Origin of the sequence: Cognatiyoonia sediminum (assembly GCF_900129845.1) — a bacterium.
GTDB classification, from domain to species: domain Bacteria; phylum Pseudomonadota; class Alphaproteobacteria; order Rhodobacterales; family Rhodobacteraceae; genus Cognatiyoonia; species Cognatiyoonia sediminum.
In genome coordinates this window covers 186,997-212,557 of record NZ_FQXB01000001.1, presented here as the reverse complement: position 1 = coordinate 212,557, position 25,561 = coordinate 186,997, and the positions used below count along the sequence as shown (strand labels likewise).

At 53.8% G+C, this 25,561-nt stretch carries 29 protein-coding genes; 14 read left to right on the top strand and 15 right to left on the bottom strand.

The features are described from left to right. The first annotated feature begins 9 nt into the window (after positions 1-9). Both accC and aat read left to right on the top strand, forming a co-directional pair. Positions 10-1,356 (top strand): acetyl-CoA carboxylase biotin carboxylase subunit, encoded by a 1,347-nt coding sequence (gene accC, locus BUA85_RS01085; protein WP_072898616.1) that lies wholly within the window; start codon positions 10-12, stop codon positions 1,354-1,356. Between the two features lie 2 nt (positions 1,357-1,358). Continuing rightward, positions 1,359-2,009: a leucyl/phenylalanyl-tRNA--protein transferase gene (gene aat / locus BUA85_RS01080; protein ID WP_072898610.1), complete on the top strand. Its 651-nt coding sequence runs from the start codon at positions 1,359-1,361 to the stop codon at positions 2,007-2,009. On the opposite strand, the gene BUA85_RS01075 is transcribed toward aat, so the two are convergent. From BUA85_RS01075 to BUA85_RS01045, 7 genes are all read right to left on the bottom strand, one after another. Then, complete coding sequence (locus tag BUA85_RS01075; RefSeq protein WP_072898608.1) at positions 1,973-2,332, bottom strand: DUF2155 domain-containing protein; 360 nt, start codon at positions 2,330-2,332, stop codon at positions 1,973-1,975. The two genes, aat and BUA85_RS01075, sit on opposite strands and share 37 nt — an antisense overlap. Next, positions 2,332-2,778, bottom strand: coding sequence for an outer membrane lipid asymmetry maintenance protein MlaD (gene mlaD, locus BUA85_RS01070; RefSeq protein ID WP_072898606.1), 447 nt, complete (start codon positions 2,776-2,778; stop codon positions 2,332-2,334). The genes BUA85_RS01075 and mlaD overlap by 1 nt, the downstream gene beginning before the upstream one ends. Next, on the bottom strand, positions 2,778-3,155 hold the full coding sequence (locus BUA85_RS01065; protein ID WP_072898604.1) for an NADH:ubiquinone oxidoreductase subunit NDUFA12: 378 nt from the start codon (positions 3,153-3,155) through the stop codon (positions 2,778-2,780). Before BUA85_RS01065 ends, mlaD begins: the two co-directional genes overlap by 1 nt. A gap of 89 nt (positions 3,156-3,244) precedes the next feature. After that, positions 3,245-3,628, bottom strand: a complete 384-nt coding sequence (locus tag BUA85_RS01060; protein ID WP_072898602.1) for a RidA family protein — start codon at positions 3,626-3,628, stop codon at positions 3,245-3,247. Beyond that, the gene (locus tag BUA85_RS01055; protein WP_072898600.1) at positions 3,625-3,993 is read right to left on the bottom strand and encodes a glyoxalase superfamily protein; all 369 of its coding nucleotides are present in this window, start codon (positions 3,991-3,993) and stop codon (positions 3,625-3,627) included. Before BUA85_RS01055 ends, BUA85_RS01060 begins: the two co-directional genes overlap by 4 nt. Then, on the bottom strand, positions 3,993-5,258 hold the full coding sequence (clpX, locus tag BUA85_RS01050; protein ID WP_072898598.1) for an ATP-dependent Clp protease ATP-binding subunit ClpX: 1,266 nt from the start codon (positions 5,256-5,258) through the stop codon (positions 3,993-3,995). Before clpX ends, BUA85_RS01055 begins: the two co-directional genes overlap by 1 nt. 116 nt (positions 5,259-5,374) lie before the next feature. Then, the gene (locus BUA85_RS01045; protein WP_072900343.1) at positions 5,375-5,995 is read right to left on the bottom strand and encodes an ATP-dependent Clp protease proteolytic subunit; all 621 of its coding nucleotides are present in this window, start codon (positions 5,993-5,995) and stop codon (positions 5,375-5,377) included. A 168-nt stretch (positions 5,996-6,163) separates the two neighbouring features. On the opposite strand from BUA85_RS01045, the gene BUA85_RS01040 reads away from it, so the two are divergent. The 4 genes from BUA85_RS01040 to BUA85_RS01025 all read left to right on the top strand — a co-directional run bounded on the left by BUA85_RS01040 (position 6,164) and on the right by BUA85_RS01025 (position 10,554). Further along, positions 6,164-6,475 (top strand): ArsR/SmtB family transcription factor, encoded by a 312-nt coding sequence (locus BUA85_RS01040; RefSeq protein ID WP_072898596.1) that lies wholly within the window; start codon positions 6,164-6,166, stop codon positions 6,473-6,475. Further along, positions 6,472-6,948 (top strand): SRPBCC domain-containing protein, encoded by a 477-nt coding sequence (locus tag BUA85_RS01035; RefSeq protein ID WP_072898594.1) that lies wholly within the window; start codon positions 6,472-6,474, stop codon positions 6,946-6,948. Before BUA85_RS01040 ends, BUA85_RS01035 begins: the two co-directional genes overlap by 4 nt. A 31-nt stretch (positions 6,949-6,979) precedes the next feature. Continuing rightward, the gene (locus BUA85_RS01030) at positions 6,980-8,170 is read left to right on the top strand and encodes an FAD-binding domain-containing protein (RefSeq protein ID WP_072898592.1); all 1,191 of its coding nucleotides are present in this window, start codon (positions 6,980-6,982) and stop codon (positions 8,168-8,170) included. Between the two features lie 368 nt (positions 8,171-8,538). Next, positions 8,539-10,554 (top strand): Hint domain-containing protein, encoded by a 2,016-nt coding sequence (locus tag BUA85_RS01025; RefSeq protein WP_072898590.1) that lies wholly within the window; start codon positions 8,539-8,541, stop codon positions 10,552-10,554. Here the strand turns inward: BUA85_RS01025 and BUA85_RS01020 are convergent. The 5 genes from BUA85_RS01020 to BUA85_RS01000 all read right to left on the bottom strand — a co-directional run bounded on the left by BUA85_RS01020 (position 10,551) and on the right by BUA85_RS01000 (position 14,998). Continuing rightward, positions 10,551-11,237, bottom strand: a complete 687-nt coding sequence (locus BUA85_RS01020) for a D-lyxose/D-mannose family sugar isomerase (protein WP_072900342.1) — start codon at positions 11,235-11,237, stop codon at positions 10,551-10,553. The two genes, BUA85_RS01025 and BUA85_RS01020, sit on opposite strands and share 4 nt — an antisense overlap. Before the next feature lie 62 nt (positions 11,238-11,299). Beyond that, positions 11,300-12,076 (bottom strand): gamma-glutamyl-gamma-aminobutyrate hydrolase family protein, encoded by a 777-nt coding sequence (locus BUA85_RS01015; protein WP_072898588.1) that lies wholly within the window; start codon positions 12,074-12,076, stop codon positions 11,300-11,302. 104 nt (positions 12,077-12,180) lie between these two features. Next, positions 12,181-12,609, bottom strand: coding sequence for a GlcG/HbpS family heme-binding protein (locus BUA85_RS01010; protein ID WP_072898586.1), 429 nt, complete (start codon positions 12,607-12,609; stop codon positions 12,181-12,183). 11 nt (positions 12,610-12,620) lie between these two features. Further along, entirely contained in the window at positions 12,621-14,768 is a 2,148-nt protein-coding gene (locus tag BUA85_RS01005) for a malate synthase G (protein ID WP_072898584.1), read from the bottom strand. An 83-nt stretch (positions 14,769-14,851) separates the two neighbouring features. Then, positions 14,852-14,998: a DUF2256 domain-containing protein gene (locus BUA85_RS01000; protein ID WP_072900341.1), complete on the bottom strand. Its 147-nt coding sequence runs from the start codon at positions 14,996-14,998 to the stop codon at positions 14,852-14,854. A 101-nt stretch (positions 14,999-15,099) separates the two neighbouring features. Between BUA85_RS01000 and BUA85_RS00995 the strand changes: the two genes are divergently transcribed. From BUA85_RS00995 to BUA85_RS00980, 4 genes are all read left to right on the top strand, one after another. Next, positions 15,100-15,648 carry a hypothetical protein gene (locus BUA85_RS00995; RefSeq protein ID WP_072898582.1) on the top strand — a complete coding sequence of 183 codons (549 nt, stop codon included), beginning with the start codon at positions 15,100-15,102 and terminating at the stop codon, positions 15,646-15,648. Positions 15,649-15,718: 70 nt separating this feature from the next. Beyond that, complete coding sequence (gatB, locus tag BUA85_RS00990) at positions 15,719-17,233, top strand: Asp-tRNA(Asn)/Glu-tRNA(Gln) amidotransferase subunit GatB (RefSeq protein ID WP_072898580.1); 1,515 nt, start codon at positions 15,719-15,721, stop codon at positions 17,231-17,233. A 78-nt stretch (positions 17,234-17,311) separates the two neighbouring features. Further along, positions 17,312-17,728, top strand: a complete 417-nt coding sequence (locus tag BUA85_RS00985; RefSeq protein WP_072898577.1) for a DUF4177 domain-containing protein — start codon at positions 17,312-17,314, stop codon at positions 17,726-17,728. Positions 17,729-18,043: 315 nt separating this feature from the next. After that, complete coding sequence (locus BUA85_RS00980; RefSeq protein WP_072898575.1) at positions 18,044-18,424, top strand: hypothetical protein; 381 nt, start codon at positions 18,044-18,046, stop codon at positions 18,422-18,424. Here BUA85_RS00980 and BUA85_RS00975 read toward each other — a convergent pair. Beyond that, positions 18,421-18,684 (bottom strand): BolA family protein, encoded by a 264-nt coding sequence (locus tag BUA85_RS00975; RefSeq protein ID WP_072898573.1) that lies wholly within the window; start codon positions 18,682-18,684, stop codon positions 18,421-18,423. The two genes, BUA85_RS00980 and BUA85_RS00975, sit on opposite strands and share 4 nt — an antisense overlap. 77 nt (positions 18,685-18,761) lie before the next feature. Between BUA85_RS00975 and BUA85_RS00970 the strand changes: the two genes are divergently transcribed. Then, on the top strand, positions 18,762-19,397 hold the full coding sequence (locus BUA85_RS00970) for a J domain-containing protein (protein ID WP_072898571.1): 636 nt from the start codon (positions 18,762-18,764) through the stop codon (positions 19,395-19,397). Here BUA85_RS00970 and BUA85_RS00965 read toward each other — a convergent pair. After that, positions 19,381-19,899 (bottom strand): hypothetical protein, encoded by a 519-nt coding sequence (locus BUA85_RS00965; protein WP_131802752.1) that lies wholly within the window; start codon positions 19,897-19,899, stop codon positions 19,381-19,383. The genes BUA85_RS00970 and BUA85_RS00965 overlap by 17 nt on opposite strands. A 101-nt stretch (positions 19,900-20,000) precedes the next feature. Next, positions 20,001-20,459 (bottom strand): hypothetical protein, encoded by a 459-nt coding sequence (locus BUA85_RS00960; protein ID WP_131802751.1) that lies wholly within the window; start codon positions 20,457-20,459, stop codon positions 20,001-20,003. A 277-nt stretch (positions 20,460-20,736) separates the two neighbouring features. On the opposite strand from BUA85_RS00960, the gene cobS reads away from it, so the two are divergent. The 3 genes from cobS (at position 20,737) to BUA85_RS00945 (ending at position 25,527) form a co-directional block, all read left to right on the top strand. After that, on the top strand, positions 20,737-21,723 hold the full coding sequence (gene cobS, locus BUA85_RS00955; protein ID WP_072898564.1) for a cobaltochelatase subunit CobS: 987 nt from the start codon (positions 20,737-20,739) through the stop codon (positions 21,721-21,723). A 114-nt stretch (positions 21,724-21,837) separates the two neighbouring features. After that, positions 21,838-23,715 (top strand): cobaltochelatase subunit CobT, encoded by a 1,878-nt coding sequence (cobT, locus tag BUA85_RS00950; RefSeq protein WP_072898562.1) that lies wholly within the window; start codon positions 21,838-21,840, stop codon positions 23,713-23,715. Positions 23,716-23,739: 24 nt separating this feature from the next. Continuing rightward, positions 23,740-25,527 (top strand): aminopeptidase P family protein, encoded by a 1,788-nt coding sequence (locus tag BUA85_RS00945; protein WP_072898560.1) that lies wholly within the window; start codon positions 23,740-23,742, stop codon positions 25,525-25,527. Positions 25,528-25,561 lie beyond the last annotated feature (34 nt).

Genomic DNA, 25,561 nt, shown 5'->3' with positions numbered 1-25,561 from the left:
GCGCAGCAGATGTTCGATAAAATTCTGATTGCAAACCGGGGCGAAATCGCGCTCCGCGTCGTGCGAGCTTGCCGAGAAATGGGCATCAAATCCGTCGCCGTCCACTCGACGGCGGATGCAGATGCGATGCACGTTCGCATGGCGGATGAGGCCATCTGCATTGGCCCACCCTCGTCCACTGACAGCTACCTCTCCTTCCCGGCTATTATCTCAGCCTGCGAAGTGACTGGCGCTCAAGCGATCCACCCCGGCTATGGGTTCTTGTCCGAAAACGCGAACTTCGTTCAAGTCGTCGAAGATCACGGCATTACCTTCATTGGCCCAACTGCGGAACATATCCGCGTCATGGGCGACAAAATTACCGCCAAAGACACGATGAAGCAGCTTGGTGTGCCTTGCGTGCCCGGGTCTGACGGTGGTGTTGATACGTTGGCCGACGCAAAGCGTATCGGCGAAGAGATCGGCTATCCTGTGATCATCAAAGCTACCGCAGGTGGCGGCGGCCGTGGCATGAAAGTCGCTCAGACCGCAGACGACATGGAACAAGCATTCCATTCCGCTCGCGCAGAAGGCAAAGCGGCCTTTGGCAATGATGAAGTCTACATCGAGAAATACCTGACCACTCCACGCCATATCGAGATTCAGGTCTTTGGCGATGGAAAGGGCAATGCCGTCCACTTAGGCGAACGAGACTGTTCCCTTCAGCGGCGCCACCAGAAGGTATTCGAGGAGGCCCCCGGCCCCTGCATCACACCTGAGCTGCGCGAAAAGATCGGTAAGGTTTGTGCGGATGCCGTGGCAAAGATTAACTACATCGGCGCAGGCACCATCGAATTTCTGTTCGAAAACGATGAGTTCTATTTCATCGAGATGAACACACGTTTGCAGGTCGAACACCCTGTGACCGAAGGCATTTTTGGCGTCGACTTGGTACGCGAGCAAATTCGCGTCGCCTCTGGCTTGCCAATGTCGTTCGGCCAAGATGATCTGGAGATCAACGGCCACAGCATCGAAGTGCGGATCAATGCGGAGCGCCTGCCCAACTTCGCGCCATGCCCTGGTACCATCACTCAATATCACGCACCCGGCGGCCTTGGTGTGCGGATGGATAGCGCTCTCTATGATGGCTACCGCATCCCACCCTACTACGACAGCTTGATCGGTAAGCTGATCGTGCATGGGCGCGACCGTCCAGAAGCTTTGGCGCGTCTGGCGCGGGCACTCGGCGAATTGATCGTTGATGGCGTCGATACGACCGTACCCTTGTTTCATGCGCTCTTGAACGAAGACGCGGTGCTCACAGGCGATTACAATATCCACTGGCTCGAACACTGGTTGGAAGACAATCTGAACTAAAGATGCGTGACGAGGACCCACCCCTAACGCCTCAGCTTCTGTTGCAAGCCTACCGCGTTGGGGTGTTTCCAATGTCGGAAAGCCGCGACGACCCGAGCGTGTTTTGGGTCGACCCACGGATGCGGGGCGTCTTTCCACTAGACGGGTTTCATGCCTCAAGAAGTCTGCAAAAGACGCTGAGAAAAGGACACTTTTCGGCAACGGCGAACATGGCATTTCGAGACGTTGTTGCGGGATGCGCGGACCGGTCAGAGACGTGGATCAACGACACCATCTTTGATCTCTATCTGCAGCTACATCAGATGGGTCATGCTCATTCGGTGGAGATTTGGGATGATGAAGAGTTGGTCGGCGGTGTCTATGGCGTCACGCTAGGTGCCGCGTTCTTCGGCGAAAGCATGTTCTCGACAGCGACAAACGCGTCAAAGGCAGCTCTCTTCTTCCTAATAGATCGTTTGATCACCCAAGGCTATCGCCTTTTTGACACCCAGTTCATCACGCCGCATTTGAGCAGCCTTGGCGCCATTGAAATCACGAGAGCGGATTATCATCTGCAACTCGATATGGCCGTAGAGCAAATCGCCACGTTCGGACCTGCAGGGCCACTGTCCAGCGCTCAGGACGTGCTACAGCGGAGAGCCCAGATATCGTAGCGTGGATGATCCATCGCATGTAGCGCAGGGGCTGAGGCGATGAGCCAGCCCTCAAAAGCCGGGGAGATATTGTCGCTGTAGTAAACCGTTATTCGCGCATAGGCATCACCCGTCGGATTAACGCGTGGCACGCGGCAATCTTCCAAAGTAATATTTAGACGGCCAACTTGCTCTGACTGACCAATTCGGAGGTCTAGATCACTAACTTCGCCGGTCACTTTGTCTAGAACACGGAGTTCGCCGCCAACACCCTCCAAGGCAATTTGCGCGATCGCGCTGCAGGCGCTGAAGGCCAACAAAAGACAAACGAACGCAGTCTTCATTATTCGCCTTCACCGGTGACAAACTTCAAGAGTAGCGAGATAAGGCTCACCGCCCCCTGCGTGTCCAAGATTTCTTCACCCTCGGCAAAAGTGTCGAATGACCCACCGGGGATAATCTCGATAAAGTTTCCACCCAAAATCCCTTCTGACGCAACAACCGCGGCGCTGTCATTTGGAATTTCAATACCACGCTCGATGGCAAGCTTTACATCACCTCGGTAGGTCTCCTGATTAAGGTCGATGCCAGAGATCGAACCGATCTTCACACCTGCCAAACGCACGTCAGTACCGACCGAAATGCCCTCAACTGATCGGAAGCTTGCGGTCAAATCATAAGTGCGCCCTAACCCGCCAACGCCAGCGACCTGCGTCACATAGAAGAAAAAGCCAGCGGCGGCGGCTAGAACAATGGCCCCCATGGCCACCTCTGCGCCATTCTCCCGCATTATTCTGGCGTCCACGCCTCGTAATCGGAGCGTGCCGCAGGCGTCGCCTGACGCAAAGACCCGGCAGGCGCATAGGCTGCCATGGTGCCTGTCAGGTTCTCTTCATGTGGCTGTTCCCAGTCTTTGCGCACCAATGGCCGTTCCGTTGGCGGCTCGTCCCACGTCCGATGAAGCCAGCCGTGCCATTCAGGGCTGATGCGGGAGGCCTCAATCTCACCATTGTAAATGACCCAGCGTTTGCTGTCGTCCGCATTGCGGTAAAAGATGTTACCAACTTCGTCCTCACCAACCTTTTCACCCTTGCGCCAGGTCCAAAACTGGGTGCCAAAAGTCTGACCATCCCACCAGGTAAAAATGCGTTTGATGAAGTTCGCCATTGCGTCGATCCGCTCCGAAATCTCTTGGTACTGTCTTGCAGCAAACCGCTAAAAAGGTCCAGAGCGGAGATCGGCGTTGGCGGAAAACCCTAACGACTGACGCGCGCAGTAACTTCGATCTCGATCTTCATTTCGGGGTTTTGAAGATCAGCACAAATCATTGTCGCTGCGGGCAGCGCTTTCGCGAAAGCCCTTGACGTGATCGGCCAACATTCTGGCCAATCGTCCTTGTCGGGCACGATGTAGTTAACGCGAACAACTTCATCTAAGCTACTCTCCGCCTCTTTCAGCGCTCGTTCAATCGTATTCAGAGCGTTTCGACACTGATCCGCAACACTGTCTGGCATGACCATCGTGTCGTAGTCATACCCCGTCGTTCCTGCAACAAAGACCCAACCATCGGCAACGACTGCGCGGCTATAGCCAATCTGCTTTTCGAAGGGCGATCCAGTAGAAATGCGCCTCACGGTCATTGCATGTTCTCATAGAAAGTCAGTTTGTTCCCAAAGGGGTCAGTAAGCGTAAGATCCCATTCGCCCCACTCTTGCTTCTGCGGCGCACCCGGGCGCAGAAACGCATATCGGCGCGATGCAATGTCATCATAAAACGCATGAATGCCATCAACGGCCAAACGCACGCGTGTTCCCGGCGTTGTGTCACCATGGTGTTCTGAAAGATGAAGCTCCAAATCGTCTCGAACCAAGCCGAGATAGAGCGGCATATTTGCCCCGAACCTGTGTTCGAATTGAACTTTGAATTGAAGCCAATCCACGTAAAACTCCCGCGCCTTCCCCTCATCAAACATGCGTAAGATGGGGGTTGCGCGGCCTAAGCGCATCAGCTTGCTGTCGCGCTTTCTTTGGTTTTCGTATCGTCGTGGATCATCAGCGGAGCGGTGTCTGAGGTCACAGCCTCTTCATTCACGACCACTTCTGAAACGCTATCCATGCCCGGCAGATCGAACATCGTATCAAGCAGGATATCTTCTAGAATAGAGCGCAATCCACGTGCACCTGTCTTACGCTCAATCGCGCGTCCAGCGATGGCGCGCAAGGCGTCGTCGGTGAAGGTCAGTTTGGTATCTTCTAGCTCAAACAAACGCTGATATTGCTTCACCAGCGCGTTCTTCGGCTGCGTCAGGATCGTTACCAAAGCGTCTTCATCCAGATCGGTCAGCGTAGCAATAACTGGCAAACGTCCAACAAATTCGGGGATCAAACCAAACTTCAACAAATCTTCTGGTTCAAGGTCGGTAAAGATCTCCCCAATCCCGCGATCGTCTTCTTCGCGCACATCCGCACCGAAGCCCATTGCAGAGCCTTTGCCGCGTTGACCAATGATTTTGTCCAGACCCGCAAACGCCCCGCCACAGATGAATAGGATGTTCGTCGTATCGACTTGCAGGAATTCTTGCTGAGGATGCTTGCGCCCACCTTGCGGTGGCACAGAGGCAACTGTGCCCTCCATGATCTTCAACAGCGCTTGCTGCACACCCTCACCTGACACATCACGAGTGATAGACGGATTGTCAGACTTGCGCGTGATCTTATCGACCTCGTCAATATAGACGATGCCACGCTGCGCGCGTTCGACATTGTATTCGGAGGCTTGGAGCAGTTTTAGGATGATATTCTCGACATCTTCGCCCACATAACCGGCCTCGGTCAGTGTGGTCGCATCCGCCATTGTGAACGGCACGTCCAAAATGCGGGCCAGCGTCTGCGCCAACAACGTCTTACCGCAGCCCGTTGGGCCAATCAGCATGATGTTTGATTTCGCCAGCTCAATGTCGGACTTCTCAGAATGGTTAAGGCGTTTATAGTGGTTATGCACCGCAACTGACAAAACGCGCTTTGCGTGCATCTGTCCGATCACGTAGTCATCCAAAACGCCGCAAATTTCGGTTGGCGTCGGCACACCTTCGCCTGCTTTCAGACCAGCGGATTTCGTCTCTTCACGAATGATGTCCATGCAAAGCTCAACGCATTCATCGCAGATGAACACGGTCGGACCAGCGATCAGCTTTCGCACCTCATGCTGGCTCTTACCGCAGAAGCTACAATAAAGCGTGTTTTTGCTATCTTTACCGGAGTTATTTGCCATCACATGATCCCTGACGATCGCCTCAAAAAAACAAACGGACTGCCCTCTTAGGTCAACCTTAGGACAGCCCGCAAAGGTCTACAATGTCAAAATGACCACTTTAAGGTCACTTTGCGTTAGTCATCGGACTTAGGACGGTTCTCGACGATTTCGTCGATATGGCCCCATTCTTTTGCCTCTTCGGGTGTCATCCACTTGTCGCGGTCCAAAGCTTTTTCGACTTCTTTCTTAGTTTGACCGGTATGTTTCATATAAAGTTTATACATCCGTTCTCTGGTCTGCTCGATGTGATTGGCGCGGATCAAAATATCAGACGCCATACCCTGCGCACCACCGGATGGCTGGTGAACCATGACTTCAGAATTGGGTAGCGCGAAACGTAGACCCTTTTCACCACCAACAGCGATTACGGACCCCATGGAGGCTGCCATACCGCAAATCAGCGTGCTCACCTTCGGGCGGATATACTGCATCGTGTCATAGATGCTCATGCCCGAATGAACAGCACCACCTGGGCTGTTGATATACATCGAAATTTCCTTCTTGGGGTTTTCGGCTTCAAGGTGAAGAAGCTGCGCCACAATCAATTGGCTCATCCCATCGTGAATGGGTCCGTTAACGAAAACGATCCGTTCTTTCAGTAGGCGCGAGAAGATGTCGTAAGCGCGCTCGCCGCGGGCTGTTTGCTCAACAACCATTGGCACAAGGTTCATATATGTTTCGACGGGATCTTGCATTTTCATTGCCTCAATTGGGGGACGCAGGCGTCCTTACAACATTTTTCCTGACAGAGTCTTAGTGGTGACCTGCAGGGGCTTCAAGTGCGGCACATTCAGCCTGCATCGCACTATCCTCGATATATAGGCCGACTTGACAAGAGTGTAAGTCACCACTTACGGTAAGTCATGAGTTACGAAGATGCAATAGCAGCTTTAGCCGATCCTTCTCGCCGCGCAATCGTGGAAAGCCTGCGCACTGGCGCCCGACCAGTTGGCGAGATTGCAGATGGGCTACCCATCTCACGACCAGCCGTCAGCCAGCACCTCCGTGTTCTAACAGATGCCGGATTGCTGACATGCGCCAGCAGTGGAACCAAGCGCCTCTACGCTATTTCTCCAGAAGGTGTTGATGCATTGAGGCGTTACCTCGACAGCCTGTGGGGCGACGCGCTGGCATGTTTTTCTGAAGCTGCTCAGTCGAAAAAGGAACAGTTATGACCCAACCCATTGAAAAGACTTTGAATGTGCCATTGAGACCAAAGCAAGCTTTTGATCTCTTTACAAAAAACCTGGATAAATGGTGGCCTCTCGACAGCCACTCCCTATCTGCGGGCGATGGCGAACTTCCAAAGTCCGTCGACGTAGAAATGCGCGAAGGCGGCTATATCACAGAGACGAAACATGACGGCACGACAGGCCGATGGGCCACCATTACAAAGTGGGACGAAGGCCGCGCTCTAGGCGTCAGCTGGTATGTTGGCCGTTCCGAAGGTGAAGCAACAGATTTAGAAGTGATCTTCATTCCGACGGACACCGGAACCCGTATTGAGCTGACCCATTCCGGATTTGACCGTTTGGGTGATGCGGCAACCGCAACTGCTGGCAATTACCAAACCGGTTGGGACTTCGTTTTGGCGGAGTGTTTTGGTCGCTATTGTCTGACAAACTTCGTCGCAACACCATCCGCTTGACCGAAATCACTGGCGGCTTAAGTCGCCAAAAATGATTGAGTTTCCTCCGAGCAGAGCCACCGCTTTAGACCGGCTAAAATCTTTCGCCCCGAAAGCCGGGTCAAGCTATGCACGACTCCGAAATTTTGACCTAACCAACCATCCTCATGTTTCCGCCCTGTCGTCATACCTGACCCATCGCGTGATTTCGGAAGAGGAAGTGCTGATCGAAGTGCTTCGGCACCACACCGCCAAGGACGCAGAAAAGTTTATCCAAGAGGTTTGCTGGCGCACCTATTGGAAAGGTGTTTTGGAGCGCCGTCCTGCCCTTTGGGACCGCTACAAAGCGGACCTGAACGCTTCGTGGAACCAGATTCAAACGCAATCCGGTTTACGATCGGAGTGGGAAGACGCTTGCCTTGGACGTACCGGCATCGATGCCTTTGATCATTGGGCGAACGAATTGGTTGAAACAGGCTATTTGCACAACCACGCGCGTATGTGGTTCGCATCAATCTGGATCTTTACGCTGAGGCTGCCGTGGACGCTAGGCGCAGACTTTTTCATGCGGCATTTGCTGGATGCTGACGCTGCATCAAACACCTTGTCGTGGCGCTGGGTCGCCGGATTGCAAACAACAGGGAAGACGTATCTTGCAAGGCCAGACAATATCGCAAAATACACTCAGGACCGTTTCAGACCTAGGGGCTTGGCCGAATTCGCGGCACCACTTGATAATCCAAATTTACCGCCACTGGGCCCTGCACCAATTGATTCTGGCGAAGGCTTCGACGGATTTGCTTTACATATCAGCGACCTATCAACAGATACTCTTGCCCAACCCAATTGTCCCATTGCGGTTTTGGTTCCGAGTTCGACTGAAGGCAACTTGCGGCCCTCAGGGTTGCAACAAGACTTCAAAACCGCACTTGCGAATGATGCTTGCAGACGCATAGCAAAACTCGGCGAAACGCCGACTTTGGTAAATTCAGCAGATCAGTTGAACGATTGGGTGGCTTCTCATTCCATTCGCCGCCTCGGATTTCATCATCTCACAATTGGCCCGTCCCACGATCACATTTCGCCTTGGCTGAATGCGATCGAAACGGCCGGAGTATCTCTCCAACCGCAGGTTCGAGACTACGATAGCATAGGCTGGTCCGCCGCAACCGCAGGGTTCTTCAAGTTCAAATCCATCATCCCTCGATTGCTCGACGGACTACGGCAGCCATCTCTGATTTAGAATCAGTGGATCCGACCGTCTACAATTCGCGAACAAATAACTCTCCGTTAATACGGAAAGGCTCAAAAAGAGAACAAAACCAGTAAAATCAACGGCTTTCGCCGCGCTCTTGCCACATTTCGCGCCCTTCGCCACAAAATAAACTTGGCTTCCGCATTGATGCCGCAGGCCTCTCCCAATGGTGCCATCACAACCAGTTAACCCTGTTTGTGGATGGGCGCAGTCAAATGAACAGGCGCATTCCCATTCTAAAACCGAATTTGGGTCGAGAATGCAGCGTACGATGCTTTCATATTCAGAAATCTCTCAGTCAAAATTGGCTGCAATCCGGCTGCGCACTACCCAACAATTGAACTCGGGAGGCTTCAATGCCTAACGGGACGGTTAGCGGCACCTCTGGAGACGACCTGATCGATGCCAGCTATGTTGGCGATCCCGAAGGTGATTTGGTCGACAACGGTGACAACACCGGCCCCGGTGGCCCCGACGACGACACAATCGAAGCGGGCGCGGGCAATGATGAAGTCTATGGCGGACTTGGCGACGACAGCATATCCGGTGGCGAAGGTGCCGACACAATCTTTGGTGGTGATGGCAACGATTTCCTAGAAACCGGCTTCGGCGATGACGGCGATACCATTTACGGTGGTGACGGCGACGATACCATTCTGGATACCGGCTCAACCCTATCCAATGACACGTTCGACGGCGGGGCCGGCAACGACCAGATCCTCGGCGCCGAAGGTAACGACACGATCATCGGCGGCACTGGCCAAGATGGCATGGACGGTGGCGGTGGCGACGACGTTTTCATTCTGGAGGACGGGTATAGTGACACCGGCGTTCCAGGCAGCGATGTTATCTTCGGAGGCGACTCCGACGAAACAGTTGGCGATGTTCTTGATGCGACCGCTGTTACGGAAGACTCCGTTCTAACGTTTGGCGGCGGAGGTGGGTCGTCTGATCCCGGCGATCCGGGTGATCCAGGTGACCCCGATCCACCACCTGATCCCCCGCCAGACCCTCCACCGGACCCGCCGCCGGACCCACCTCCAGATCCGCCGCCTGATCCCGATCCGGACCCAGACCCCGAGACCGGCGGAACTGGTGGCGACCATTTGCTGGAGACCGGTGCAAACTCGGCGGAACTGACCGGCATTGAACAATATAACCTCGGCTCCGGGGACGATTTGGTTATCGACAACAGCGATGGCCATAGCGTCCACATGGGCGATGGCGATGATACGTTCCAGATTTCGGACGATTTCGGGAACGACACAATCGTTGGCGGCAATGGTGGCGAGACTACTGGCGACACCATAGATGGTGCGGCGCTCACACAGGATGTCACGGTCACATTCACCTCGGAAGGGGCCGGAACGCTCACCAACGGAACCGACACGGCGACATACTCCGAGATTGAGAACGTCACGACCGGAAGCGGTAACGACACTATCACGGGAAACAGCGGTAGCAGCACCTTCATATCAGGTGATGGCAACGACCAGATTTCCACCGGTCAAGGCTCTGATACCGTCGACGCTGGTGCCGGTAACGATACGATCTTTGCAAATGAAGGCGACAGCATCTCTGCTGGCTCGGGCGATGACATCATCGATATAGATGATCTGGGTGAGTCGACCAACGGAACAATCACGATTGATGGCGGTTCCGGCGATGAGACCATAGGCGACACCCTCGCACTTGGTGGTATCGCCGATATGTCTACGTTGTCGACAACAGATGACGGCACAGGCAGCCTATCTGGTTCAGTCACTTTGTTCGACGGCACGATCGTCAACTTCTCTGAAATCGAGAATGTCATTTGCTTCACCCCCGGCGCAATGATTGCGACACCAAATGGGGCAAGAGATATCGCGGACCTACGCGTTGGAGATTTGGTGATCACACGCGATCATGGCCTTCAGCCGATCCGCTGGATTCAAAGCAGAACCGTCCACGCCATTAGCAAGTTCGCCCCGATCCGCATTCGCCCTGGCGTGATCACAGGCCTACAAAAGGATTTGTTGGTTTCCCCCCAACACCGGATGCTGTTTCAAGGTTATCGCGCTGAACTTCTGTTCGGTGAGTCAGAAGTATTGGTAGCCGCGAAGCACCTCGTCGACGGTAAGGCCGTCACGCAAGACGAAGGCGGCCATGTGACCTACATCCACATGATGTTTGCCCAGCATGAAATCGTCTATGCTGACGGGGCAGCCACCGAAAGCTTCCATCCGGGTGCGCAAGGCGTCGATGCCGTCACCGATGCCGCCCGCGAGGAACTGTTCACCTTGTTCCCCGACCTTCGCGCGGACTTAAAGGGCTATGGCGACACTGCACGCCGGTGCCTCAAAAAGCATGAAACAAAGCTACTTAATATCTAGGACAGCCACGTACGGTAATCGCTGACCAACAAATGCGTTGGTGCCACGTCTTCTTCGATCTCCGCAAAACGACCGATGGGCTCTCTGAAGATATTGTCGGTTTCGTCGTCATTGACGGTCGACACTTCTCCGATCAACACATCCCCACCTTCACCCCAAAACGCGTGCCAGTCACCCGGCATCAAAGTCACGCTTTCACCTGGGGCAAGTTTCAATTTTTCGCCAGCTGAAAAGTCGCGCTGAATGCCGTCGCAATATACGGTACCACCTTTGTCCTCGGCGAAGTTTCCATCTGCATCTGAGCCAAATAACTCCACCACCAAAGTCGCACCGCCACGGTTGATAATGTCTTCCGCCTTGATGACATGCGTGTGCATCGGCGAAAGTTGATCTTGCCGCGAAATCAACAGCTTCTCTGCATAGCACATACCACCGCCGCGTTGCAGATCATCCAAGCGTCCGTTGCGCAAGGTGAACAGAAACAGCCCCATCTTATCAAAATCGCCGTCGCCGTAATCGGTAATATCCCACCCGTTGCGGGCAGAAATCACGCGAGAAGCTTCGTCTTTGCGAGAGACAAACTCATCCGGTGACCAATAGGCCCAAGGCGGCAAAACGAACCCGTAATGGCGGATCATCTCATCCGCCTCCGCCATAATGTCGTTAATTCTTGAGCGTTTCATACCGGCCATCCAAGCTGTTTGCGCTAACACTTTGGATGTTTGACACCAAGCCTGCGCTCAACTCAAGCGCTTTTCGCAGGTTGGACCTTTTTGGCGTTGGACCACGCGTGAACGGCAGCGCCGAACGCCTCAAACAAAGGTTTTGATACGGGATCAGAACCTGCCTGCCACTCGGGGTGCCACTGAACACCCAAAGTGAAACCCGGCGCGCCGGCAACATAGATAGCCTCGGGCGTCCCATCGGGGGCGTAGCCATCGATCACAATCCGGTCGCCCTTTTCTTTAATACCCTGCCCGTGAAGAGAATTCGTAAGAACCTCGGTCGATCCCAATACGCGATGAAACGGACCGCCTTCGGTCATTGTCACCACATGACGCATCGCGAACTTCTCTTCCAGTGTCCCGTCGGGCGGCATCCGATGGTTATCGCGCCCCGGCAAGTCACGAATCTCTGGATAGAGAGAACCGCCCATGGCCACGTTGAGCTCCTGAAACCCACGACAAATCGCCAAAATGGGCAAACCAACGGCAACGCATTCTCGGATCAAAGGAAGCGCGATCCGATCACGATCTCGGTCGAAAGCACCATGCGCTTCGGTCGCGACCTCGCCATATTCCTCCGGATGCACATTGGGACGGCCCCCGGTGAAAACAAATCCGTCGCAGATTTCCATGAGCTCTTGAACCGAAACATAACCAGGGCTGGCAGGCACAATAATCGGCATGCCGCCGCAAACTTCGGCCACAGCATCCAGATTCAGAGTACCAGAGGCTTGAACGGGATATTCGTCGTTCATCAATCCGCTGTTGCCAATGATGCCGATAACTGGACGAGTCATATTAGTTCCTTTCACTGAGACAATGTAATGCCACAGTGAAAGAATGAAACCCAATTATGCTGCACAGCGGCGTGGCAGCTGACGCACAGATGTCTTAGCTGGACTTAACCCTGCCCGCTCAGCCCGGCTGCTTCGATTCCAACCATGCCAGCTTCCAGATCGTTGTCGGATGTGTCTCCAGTCACACCAACTGCGCCAATCGTATTCCCGCGCTTATCAAGAACCAAGATACCGCCCGGCACCGGAACAACCTGCCCGCCATAGACACCGTTTACCGCCGTCATGAAATAATGCTGCTTTTCGGCGCGCGCCATCTGAGCGGAACCTGGCATTCCCAACATCACCGCACCATAGGCCTTACCATGCGCAATCGCGAAACGCCCCGGCGCTGCACCGTCTTCACGTTCGAATGCTTTGACGTGCCCGCCTGAGTCCAAAACAACAACGGAAAGCGGCTTTAGGCCCATTTCTTTGCCCTTAGCTAAAGTTTTGCGAATGATCGTGCGCGCACGGTTTGCCGAAATTTCAGCCATATCTGTGTTCCTTAGTGATTTCTTTGTGCTTTGAGTTCCAACCGACGACGGTGGAGGACCGGCTCAGTGTATCCAGACGGTTGCTCTCGCCCTTTGAACACCAGATCGCAGGCCGCTTGGAATGCGACGCCAGAAAAATCTGGCGCCATTGGACGGTATTTTGGATCATCGGCGTTTTGCCCATCCACAACCTCGGCCATCTTGCGCATCGTATCCATGACCTGATCTTGCGTGACCACATCATGGTGCAACCAGTTCGCAAGCGCCTGAGAGCTGATCCGGCAGGTGGCACGGTCTTCCATCAAACCAACATCATTGATGTCTGGCACTTTGGAACAGCCAACCCCCTGATCAATCCAGCGGACAACATACCCAAGGATACCTTGCGCGTTGTTCTCAATCTCGCGTTGAATCTGCGCTGGTGTCCAAGCGCGATATGCCGCCAATGGAATATCAAGGATTGACTGCACATAGGCCCGCCGACCGCCCGCTTTCAGTTTCGCCTGAACCGCCATCACATCAACCGCATGATAGTGCAGAGCGTGCAAGGTTGCAGCCGTAGGGCTTGGCACCCACGCACAGTTCGCGCCTGATTTCGGATGCTCAATCTTCTGTTCGATCATCGCTGCCATCTTATCCGGCATGGCCCACATGCCCTTGCCGATCTGCGCTTTGCCAGAAAACCCGCATTCCAAACCAATGTCGACGTTTTGGTTTTCATATGCGCCAATCCATTGTTTGCGCTTGATAAAATCCTTCCGGCTAAACGGCCCAGCTTCCATAGAGGTGTGGATTTCATCGCCGGTGCGATCAAGGAAGCCCGTGTTGATAAAGGCCACCCGAGATTTCGCCGCACGGATACACTCCTTGAGGTTCACCGTTGTGCGGCGCTCCTCATCCATGATCCCGACCTTCACCGTGTCACGCGGCAAACCGAGCGTGTCCTCTACGTGCGCAAAAATTTCATTGGTAAAGGCGACTTCCTCCGGACCATGCATCTTCGGCTTCACGATATAAACCGACCCATGAACCGAATTGCCGCTGTCGCGCTTGAGATCATGGATCGCGATCAAAGTTGTGATCATCGCATCCATTAAGCCTTCGTAGACTTCGGACCCATCCTTCAAGAGAATGGCAGGGTTGGTCATCAAATGGCCAACGTTGCGCACCCAAAGCAGGGCCCGCCCTTTCATCGTAGCGTCCGACCCATCAGCGGCCGTGTAGGAAATGTCGTCATTCAAACGGCGGGTCATCGACTGACCGCCCTTTTGGAACGTGCTTTCCAGATTGCCCTGCATCAGCCCCAGCCAGTTCGAATAGGCCAAAACCTTGTCTTCGGCATCCACGCAAGCAACCGAGTCTTCACAATCCATGATCGCAGAAACCGCGCTTTCTAACCGAACATCAGCCAACAACGCCTGATCTCGGCTGCCAATCGGATGCGCACGATCAAAGACCAACTGCACATGGAGCCCGTTATTTCGAAGCAAAATGCTGTCCGGCCCCTTCGGATGCCCCGTATAGCCAACAAATTGCGATGGATCTTTCAGAGGCTCGTCGTCGATGAGCAAAGCGCCTTTATCAACATAGTAGCGCCGCGCATCAGCATGGCTTGTATTCTCAATCGGGAAGGCTTGATCGAGGAAGACACGCGATCTAGCGACAACACGCGCCCCATGCCCGCGATCATACCCGCCCGCAGGCGGCAGGCTTCCCATCGCGTCAGTGCCATAGAAGGCGTCATATAAGCTGCCCCAACGCGCATTCGCGGCGTTCAAAGCAAAACGCGCATTTGTAATGGGCACAACAAGCTGTGGCCCCGGGACCAATGCAATCTCCGGATCGACATTCGCCGTTTCAATTTCGAATTCTAGCCCTTCGTCGACGAGGTACCCGATTTCGCGCAGGAAGGCTTTGTAGTCCGCACCATCAAGTGCCTGTCCTTCCCTTACGATATGCCAATCGTCAATTTGCCCTTGGATGGTTTGACGTATGGCAAGCAACTCGTTGTTTCTAGGTGCAAAATCATGAGCTAGGCTCGAAAACCCCTGCCAAAAGTCTTCGGGTTTCACGCCTGAGCCGGGCAGCGCCTTCTCATCAATAAACTCCGCAAGTTCGGCATCTACTTGAAGGCCGTTCTTTTCGATACGCTGTGACATGTGCACCTCTTCTTTCCTCTTAACGACCGACCTAGTTTAGAAGTTTCCTATAGGCAACAAGCATGGTAAAAATACTTTACCAATTATCGCACACCCGCTCTGCGGCAGCGCTCCGAACAATAGCGAACACTGTCCCAGTCCTTTGCCCATTTCTTTCGCCAGACGAAGGGCTTTTGGCATACTGGGCAGGTTTTCTGAGGCAGGTCCCGCTTCTTCCTCATCTTTGGCATATGCACACCCCTAGCCACTTTGAAATAAAACTTGTCCACGGCAACGTGATCACACGGCGCATCCAATTGCGTTATGCAACTCTCGAAAGCTGGAGACCGACATGAAAACCCTATTCGCCGCCTTATCCCTTACCATTGCCATCGCGTTTCCAGTTATCGCTCAAGATCGCGATGGCAATGATACGCCCGGCGAATGGATTGTGACCCACAAGAAAGCCTTTGGGTTATGGGACAGTTTTTGTGACGAGCGCACCACTGGCGATCTGCTGGAAGAACGGTGCTATGTTCGCTACGTCGATGTGTTTTCGAAACGTCCGAATTTTGGGGCGACGTTCTTCTTCCTCACCCCAGGCGAGATTGAATTTGGCCTCGAACGCGGGATGGAATTTGAACCAGATGGATTTCGCGTCGAACGTGACGGCGAAGTGGTCTGGCAAGAAACACGTCGCCCGTGCCTTGCAGGACGTGAATGCAAACTCACAGCACAAGACGCTGCCGACTTTGAAGCGCTCCTAGAAAAAGGCGGTGAAATGCGGTTTACCTTCACCGATCCGGACGGAAACCCATGTGACTTAACGTGGAACATCGACCGCATGGATGAAATTTTAGCCGACTTTCGCGCCCAAGCCGCCGCACGCGGATTGCTTTAAACACTGCACCCCACTTGCCGCCACCACAGCCTTGGCCTAGAAGCGACCGAGACCAATTTCGGAGCGCATTATGCTGGATTTGACCTACGACGCCCCTGCCCCAAAAACCATTGCGGGCGCGACATCTGACTGGGAACTTGTCATCGGTTTGGAGGTCCACGCACAAGTCGCGACCAAGGCGAAACTCTTCTCTGGTGCCTCCACGCTGTTTGGAGCGGAGCCAAACTCCAATGTGGCATTTGTTGATGCTGGCATGCCCGGCATGTTGCCCGTCATAAATGAAGGCTGCGTGGAACAAGCCGTGCGCACAGGCTTAGGACTGAAGGCAGAGATCAATCTGAATTCCGCCTTTGACCGCAAGAATTATTTCTACCCAGATTTGCCGCAGGGCTATCAGATTTCGCAGCTCTATCATCCGATTGTCGGCGAAGGCGAAGTGCTGGTCGAAATGGGCGACGGCACCGCGCGCGTGGTTCGGATTGAACGCATCCATTTGGAGCAGGACGCTGGCAAGTCTATCCATGACATGGATCCGCATATGTCATTCGTTGACCTTAACCGCACCGGCGTTGCGTTGATGGAAATCGTGTCGCGCCCTGACATTCGCGGACCAGAAGAAGCCGCCGCTTACGTCGGCAAACTGCGTCAGATCATGCGGTACCTAGGCACCTGCGATGGTAATATGCAGAACGGCAACTTGCGTGCGGACGTCAACGTGTCCGTCTGCAAGCCGGGCGATTATGAAAAATATCAGGAAACGCAGGATTTCAGCCACCTCGGCACCCGGTGTGAGATCAAGAACATGAACTCTATGCGTTTCATCCAGATGGCGATTGAGGTCGAAGCTCGCCGTCAGATCGCCCTAATCGAAGACGGCCAAGAAGTTGTTCAAGAAACCCGCCTCTACGATCCGGACAAAAACGAAACGCGCTCTATGCGGTCAAAGGAAGAAGCGCATGACTATCGCTATTTCCCCGACCCCGACCTGCTGCCATTGGAAATCGAACAGGCGTGGGTCGAAGATATCGCTGCTTCCCTGCCAGAATTGCCAGACGCCAAGAAATCCCGCTTCATGGCCGATTTCGGCTTGTCGGACTATGACGCCAGTGTTCTGACTGCCGAAGCGGAGAATGCCGCTTACTTTGAGGCTGTGGCAGAAGGCCGTGATGGCAAGCTTGCCGCGAACTGGGTAATCAATGAACTCTTCGGTCGTTTGAAGAAAGACGACGACAAAGGTATCACCGACAGCCCCGTTACTGCTGACCAACTTGGTGGCATCATTGCTTTGATCAAATCCGGCGATATTTCCGGTAAAATCGCAAAAGACCTGTTCGAGATCGTCTACACCGAGGGCGGCGATCCCGCGCAGATCGTTGAAGAGCGCGGGATGAAACAGGTGACCGATACCGGCGCCATTGAAACCGCGCTGGATGAGATCATCGCAGCTAACCCTGCTCAGGTCGAGAAAGCCAAGGTGAACCCAAAACTCGCCGGTTGGTTTGTCGGTCAGGTGATGAAGGCGACTGGCGGCAAGGCGAACCCAGCTATTGTGAACCAATTGATACAAGGCAAGTTGGGCCTTTAATCTATCGAGACCCTTCCTTAGCTTTCAAAATTGGCCCCAAACCGTTAGGTTCCGCCAAACATAGCATGAGCAGTTTCAATGATTTATGAATACAAAGTTGTTCCCGCCCCGACTAAGGGGCTGAAAGCCAAAGGCCTCAAAACAACTGCCGATCGATTTAGTTTGGCCTTTGAGACGGCGATCAACGAATACGCTAAAGAGGGGTGGGAGTTTCTGCGCGCTGAGACTTTGCCGTCGGAAGAACGCGAAGGCTTGATGAGCAAGACGACAATGTATCAGAATGTCTTGGTCTTTAAGCGCCCTGCTCAAGAAGAAGCCGAAGTTGAAATAGCAGGTAGCTTGCCTCCGCCGTTGGATGAGCCCGAGGTGCAAGCTGACGAGGCAGGAGTCGAGGAATTCGAGACTGAAGAGGCTTCGGTGTCGGACGAAGACACCAGCGATGTTACAGATGGATCTGACGGCTCTTTGGTCGAAGAAGACACTCAGCGCATCTGATCAAATTAGCAGAATCAGTTTTCTCAAATAGTATGCAACAGCGCTCTACCCTGAATTGAGCGCCGTTTCCGATTTCTCCATACTATTTCTCCATCTCGCAGAATGACTTCGGAAGCGAAACGGTCGGCTTTCGGCGGGATTGTCAAATCCCCACACAAGTAGCGAAACGAGAACTTATTAAGTATCTGTTATATTTATACTTTATCTCTTCGCACCTTAGTTTTGCCACATTTCAGACAGATTTAAGCCAGATTTCCTTTGGCCCGTGCTTTCCCCCGCGATACTTTCGACAACGTTAATTTTAGAGGTGAGTAAATGTACGAGTACCAAGTGATTGCCGCACCCAACGGCAGAAACAGTTTTGGCCTTCGGAAGAATGCCGCACGTCAGATGCAGGAGCTGAACGACCTGCTCAATTCTATGTCCACCGATCATTGGGAATATATGGGCGACCGCGAAGATGGCCGCCAGATGGTGTTTGCCCGCGTTGTCCAGTCCTTGGAAAATGGCTACCCGCCAAAAGTACGCCCCGTTAGACAGGCTTCCATGGATAAGCCCATCGTTGTGCGGCGCGTTCGTCCAAAGGGCATCGAAATCAATCCGGAACCTGCTTTCAAGTCAAAGCAACCAGCTGCTGCCAACACGCAAGCAGAAATCGACCCGCCAAAGGTCGTCGCTCTTGGAAGTAAATCCTAGGCGTCCGACTGAATATCCAAAGACAGCGCATGAATGCGGTTCAGGATGTCTTTACCCAAAGCCGCGTGAACGGCGCGATGTTTAGCTATACGTGTCAGACCGGAAAATTGGTCTGACACGATCACCACCTTCCAATGGCTTTCGCCAGATCCGTCGTCACCGTCGTGCCCGGCGTGCAAGTGGCTTTCATTAATGACGTCCAGATGGCTAGGCGCGAAACTTTGTTTCAATGCCTCAGAAATTTGCTGTTCCAAGCTCATTATTTTCAGACACCCTCTTCAATCTCCTGCATCAGGGTTTATTCTCTCCTCTCCGAGTCGGAAAGGGAACAGGCGTCATGGACAAGAAAGATCCGTTTGGATTCGACATGTCAGTGTCGAGCTCGAAAAAGAAAAACCCGCGGGGTCGCCGCGGGATGTCTGGAGCATCAGAAACATCAACGCGCATTTGCGATCATGAAGGCTGCAATGAGCCGGGATTGTATCGAGCGCCTAAATCGCCTGATACCATGGACGACTATTTTTGGTTCTGTCAGACGCACGTTCGCGAATATAACCTAAAATGGAACTTCTTCGACAGCACTTCCGAAGCCGAGATCATGGCTCAGATGGAGCGGGATAAGACTTGGGAGCGCCCAACAAAACCATTCAAACGCAGCGTTGAAGAGGCCGCTTGGGCCCGCCTAGGCATCGATGACGCGCATCAGGTGTTGGGTGGAAATGCCACTCAGAACCCAGGCAAGAATGGCGGCGCAAAACGCAGGCTGCCTCCGACTGAGCGCCGTGCTATGGACATTCTTGAGGCCAAGGACGATTGGTCGAAACCGCAAATTCGCAAGGCTTACAAAGCGTTGATCAAAGTTCTTCACCCCGACATGAATGGCGGAGACCGTAGCCAAGAAGAACAGTTGGCCGAAGTTGTTTGGGCTTGGGATCAGATCAAAGACAGCCGAAACTTCAGAGACGCCGACTAATCGGGTCTTCCTCGCTCGACAGTCGGGCGAGGAACACGGATGCGCGTTCTTTTCGGTAAAGTCCGTAGGCATAGTTCGCCCCCAAGAGGGACGCCAACCAGAGATAAAGCACCGGCGGGCTCGACCAAAATGTGCCTGTGATGGCGAGCGGGCCGAACATTGTTCCGAAAATGGGCAAGGCGAGCGTCCCACCAATCAAGGTTGCCACAAAGGTCGTGTTCAGAACCGCAACGAGTGTGAACTTGAAACCGGTAAACCCGAGATGCCCAAACCATCGCCTGTTAAGATAGATTGCGAGGATTGCACCGATCGCTCCGGCGCAAAGGGTCCAAATTTCAAAAATACCCAGCGTATTGGACAGCACCGCGTCCCGCCCCAGTAACCGATGCGCTACAATATGAGAGGTCCACGCCCCGACCGCGCCAGCGCAGGCGTAGCTCGCCAGCAAAGCTTTTTCACCTTGGGTGAGGTCTGATAGTTTGAAACCGCTAAACATAGGCACTTGATACAATCTTAGGTCGTACCAAATCGAATGGAGCAAAATCGAAAATTCATCAAGGAAACACTGCGTTTCAAAAGTTGCCGGCCGACCCGCCTTTTTGCCTAGAAAACTATCCAAACCATCAAAGCCGCACATCCGCATAAGGCAGAGGCAAGCAAAGGCAGCATTCCCCACCGCGTTATGACAGGCTCCTCTTTAACGTCATTCAGAAAGATCGTTTTATCGATGTTCTGGACAACATGCTCTGGCGGAGAGACAGGAGCGATCTGAGAGTTCTCGTTCGCAAAATAGGCTGCCCACTGCGCGTAACTTGCACGAAGAAATGGATCGTCTTTCATGGCCTTTTCAAAGTCTTCGGCGTCTGATGGCTCCAAGAGACCCAAAACATATTCTGCAGCTATTGGACGATCTTCGTTGAGTTTGTCATGCACGGTCATTGTCTTAGCCTCTAAAGTCAGAATCGTTTCGGCAGTCAACAATCCGCCAATACTCACCGCGTCTTGACCAGAGTTAACCGTAGTTGGCGTAAAGTCTTCCTTTCCTTCCCCAAGCCCACCCAAATCGGCCCCTATCCGCCTAAGGGCTAAATCAGATGTAACCAATCTTCGAATTTCAACCAGCATTTTCTCGAATTTGGAAGCAATAAGTACCTAGCAAATCAAACCTGCCAGTTTTTGGCTTTTGGAGTCGCGATTTTAGTTAATCTCTTGCAGGGTACTTCAAGCTTTCAAAAATACCTGGCCCAAAGCGACCAAATCTCCCCTAGCCCTTGCCCCTCATCGCGTTATGTAGCATCCAGAGCGCGAGGAAGCGGCGTTGAATTTGAAAGGCGAAGACATGGCCGACGGCATGATCGATATGGATGCAAAACCAACCGAAGAAATCTCTGTTCGTGAGGTGTTCGGCATCGACACCGATATGAAGGTTAAGGGCTTTGCCGATGCCTCCGATCGTGTGCCTGAAATCGACAGCACGTATAAGTTCGATCCAGATACGACTTTGGCCATTCTCGCCGGCTTTGGCTACAACCGCCGCGTGATGATCCAAGGGTATCACGGTACCGGTAAATCGACGCATATCGAACAAGTCGCCGCGCGACTGAACTGGCCCGCGGTGCGCGTGAACCTTGACAGCCACATCAGCCGGATCGACTTGATAGGTAAAGACGCGATCAAGCTGCGCGACGGTGTGCAGGTGACGGAATTCCACGAAGGCATCCTGCCATGGGCGCTGCGCAATCCCGTTGCCATCGTTTTCGACGAATATGACGCAGGCCGCGCGGACGTGATGTTCGTGATTCAGCGCGTGCTGGAGCACGATGGCAAGCTGACCCTCATGGACCAAAACCAAATCCTCACACCACACCCCTATTTCCGCCTCTTTGCGACAGCAAACACCGTCGGCTTGGGTGACACCACCGGCCTCTACCACGGCACACAGCAGATCAACCAAGCGCAAATGGACCGTTGGTCATTGGTCGCGACGTTGAACTACCTATCGCACGACGCGGAAGCGGCAATCGTTTTGTCAAAGTCACCACACTTCAATACTGAGGTTGGCCGCAAGACAATCAGTCAGATGGTCACTGTCGCGGACCTGACACGTACCGCGTTTATGAATGGCGATTTGTCGACCGTTATGTCGCCACGGACAGTTCTGGCGTGGGCTGAAAACACCCGCATTTTCCAAGATGTCGGCTACGCCTTCCGCCTCTCTTTCCTCAACAAATGTGATGAGTTAGAGCGTCAAACAGTGGCGGAATTCTATCAGCGTTGCTTTGACGAGGAACTGCCAGAAAGTGCGGCGAGCATGAGCTTGGGCTAGGCACAAAAAGTCTTGTCTAAGACTTTTTGAAATTTCCTACATTAAGGAAATTGCCCGCCCACTGGCCAAGCACTTGATCTGGTTCTAGGCTTCTGGCTGTAAAGGATAAACGAGATGCAAAACCCATCTGACAATCCAGCCGATCCGTTCAAAAAGGCCTTGGCCGAAGCGACCAAGGTGATTGCCGACGACCCCGAACTGTCGGTCAGCTATTCCGTTGATCCGGCGGGTCAGACGTCAGATACCATCCGCCTGCCCCAAGTCAGCCGCCGCATGACCCGTGATGAAGTCTTGCTGGCTCGAGGAACCGCTGACGCCTTCGCGCTCCGCCACAAGTTCCATGACGAGGTCACAGCCGCCAAATACATGCCGCAAGGCCAGATGGCCAAAGACCTTTATGAGGCTATGGAAACCGCGCGGATTGAGGCCGTTGGCGCAAAACACATGCCTGGCACCGCTGGCAACATCGACGCAAAGATCGGCAATGACGCGTTGCGCAAGGGTTATGACCAGATCAAACAAGCCTCTGACGCACCCCTCGCGACAGCTGCGGGCTATCTGATCCGCCACCTCGCAACGGGCCGCGACCTGCCGTCCGGCGCTGAGAACGTTATGAACTTATGGCGCGGGTTTATCGAAGATCACTGCGGCGGAACGCTTGAAAGCCTCGAAACCATCCTCGACGATCAACAAGAGTTTGCGAAATTTGCGCGTCAGATGATCGCTGACCTCGGCTATGCCGATCAATTGGGCGACGATCCTGATAATATCGACGACGATCAAGAGGACGAAGCCGAAGACGGCGAAGATCAAGAGGAAGAGCCAGAAAGCACCGGCGACGACGAAAGCGAAGGGGAAGAAGCCGAAGCCTCGCCAGAACAAAGTCAGGAAGAACAGCAAGACGCGTCCCAAGCTCAGGTGAGCATGGACGATCAGGCTGACGCTGAGATGGGCGAAGAGACTGAAATGCCCGACGGCGAGGCCCCGTTGGAGCCACCCGCGCCACAGCCAATTTCGGACGCTGATCCAGATTACCGTGTTTACTCGACTGAATTCGATGAAGAAATCTCGGCGGAAGATCTCGCGGAGCCAGCTGAATTGGAGCGGTTGCGAAACTACCTTGATCAGCAACTTGAGCCTCTGAAAGGGGCTGTGAGCCGCTTGGCCAACAAGCTGCAACGGCGTCTACAAGCAAAACAAAACCGCAGTTGGGAATTCGACCGAGAGGAAGGCATTCTCGACGCTGGCCGCCTAGCCCGGATCGTTGCCTCGCCCACCACACCGTTGTCGTTCAAAGTCGAAAAAGACATGGAATTCCGTGACACTGTCGTGACAATGCTACTCGACAACTCAGGCTCGATGCGCGGCCGCCCGATTTCCATTGCGGCCATCTGCGCCGATGTGATGGCGCGGACGTTGGAACGCTGCGATGTTAAGGTTGAGATCCTTGGCTTTACGACGAAAGCTTGGAAAGGCGGGCAAAGTCGCGAGGAATGGCTCAAGGATGGCCGCGAGGCAACTCCTGGCCGCCTGAACGACTTACGACATATTATCTACAAAGCCGCGGATGCGCCATGGCGACGGACTCGTCCTAACCTCGGTCTGATGATGAAAGAAGGGCTGTTGAAAGAAAACATCGACGGAGAGGCGCTCGAATGGGCCCACCGCCGAATGATAGCGCGGCCTGAACAACGCAAAGTTCTGATGGTGATCTCTGACGGTGCACCGGTGGACGACTCAACTTTGTCCGTTAACCCGGCGAATTATCTTGAAAAACACTTGCGCGACGTCATCTCTATGGTCGAAAAGCGCAAGGCGGTGGAACTCGTCGCCATCGGGATCGGCCACGACGTAACGCGCTATTATGAACGTGCTGTCACCATCACAGATGTCGAACAACTAGCCGGAGCAATGACCGAGCAACTCGCTGGACTCTTCGACAGCGATCCACGCAGCCGTGCGCGTGTTCTTGGGATGCGCAAAGCCAGCTAAGAAACCCGCGACAAAGGAGACCACATGTTTCAAACGTTTGAAGCAACAACGTCACCCGATCAGGGCCCTCCTCGGCTATCGAACCTCAGAAAACATATTGCAGACAAAGGGTTAGACGGATTTCTTATCCCGCGAGCTGATGCGCACCAGGGCGAATACGTCGCGCCTAGAGACGCCCGTCTCGCATGGTTGACGGGGTTTACGGGGTCTGCTGGCTTTTGCGCGGCTTTGACGCATATCGCGGGTGTCTTTGTTGACGGCCGATACCGACTGCAAGTCCGCGATCAGGTGGCAGATGATTTCACACCAGTAGATTGGCCGGAAGTTCAATTGGAAGATTGGCTAAAGGAACAACTGCCCAACGGCGGCAAGGTCGGCTTTGACCCATGGCTCCATACGGTGTCAGCAATTAGGCAACTGACCAAGGCCCTCGTGGATAGCGGCATCGAACTGGTGCCAACTGACAATCTGGTTGACGCGATTTGGTCAGATCAACCGGAACCACCCAAGGCTAAGTTCACCGCCTACCCTGTTGAGTTTGCAGGAGAAACGCGTCAATCAAAGAGTAAACGGCTCGCTGAAACGATCTCAGCTCCGACCGTGCTGACTCTACCAGACAGCATCGCTTGGCTTTTGAACATTCGCGGAACTGACATTGAACGCAATCCGGTGCCGCACGCCTTTGCGATTTTGAACACGGACGGGCACGTCGATCTCTTCGCACAAGATGGCAAGACCGCCGAAGTTGCAAATCACTTGGGCGAGGATGTTCGCATTCACCCCCAAGATAGCTTTCTTAACCATATCTCGAACCTCACCGGTGACATCAATTTGGACCCAAAATGGTGCCCAGCCATCGTTGCGACAACAGCTGCGAAGGCAGGGCTGACCATTCGGCACAAGGATGATCCTTGTCTTCTTCCAAAGGCTTGCAAGAACGACACCGAAATTGCTGGTGCGAAGGAAGCCCACCTCCGCGACGGTGCCGCCATGGTGCGTTTTCTTGCGTGGCTGGACGCGGATGCCCCCAACGGCAGTCTGACCGAGATCGACGTCGTCAAACAACTCGAACAATTTCGCCGCGAAACCAATCAGTTGCTGGACGTGAGCTTTGAAACCATTTGTGGCGCAGGCGGTAATGGCGCGATCGTTCACTACCGCGTGACTGAAGAAACCAATCGACCAGTTAAGCGCGATGAACTCCTCCTGATCGACAGTGGTGGGCAATACATTGACGGCACCACTGATATCACCCGCACTGTTATCGTTGGGACGCCATCAGAGCTCCACCGCTCCTGCTTCACCCGCGTCCTACAAGGCATGATTGCTATCAGCCGCGCGCGCTTCCCAAAAGGCGTTCAGGGCCAACACCTCGATTCACTTGCTCGCTTCCCTTTGTGGACGGCCGGTATGGATTACGATCACGGTACAGGACATGGGATTGGCAGCTATCTATGCGTCCATGAAGGACCGCAAAGCCTGTCGCGTCGTGGCGATGTGCCATTGAAAGAAGGCATGATCCTCTCTAATGAACCCGGATACTACCGGACTGGCGAATTCGGCATTCGTATTGAGAACCTAATCGTCACAGGTCCCGCGCCAGACATCGAAGGTGGCGATGACCGCGATATGCTGTCGTTTGAGACGATCACATATGTCCCAATCGACCGCAGGCTGATCGATGTGGCACTGCTCTCGAACGATGAACGCGACTGGATCAACGGCTACCACGCCGAAACCATGGCCAAGATTGGACCTCTGATTGATGGCCCCGCGAAGGAATGGCTTGAGCAAGCCTGCGCGCCGTTGTAAAAACGACATCTTGCTGGACTAGGGTGCCGGCAAA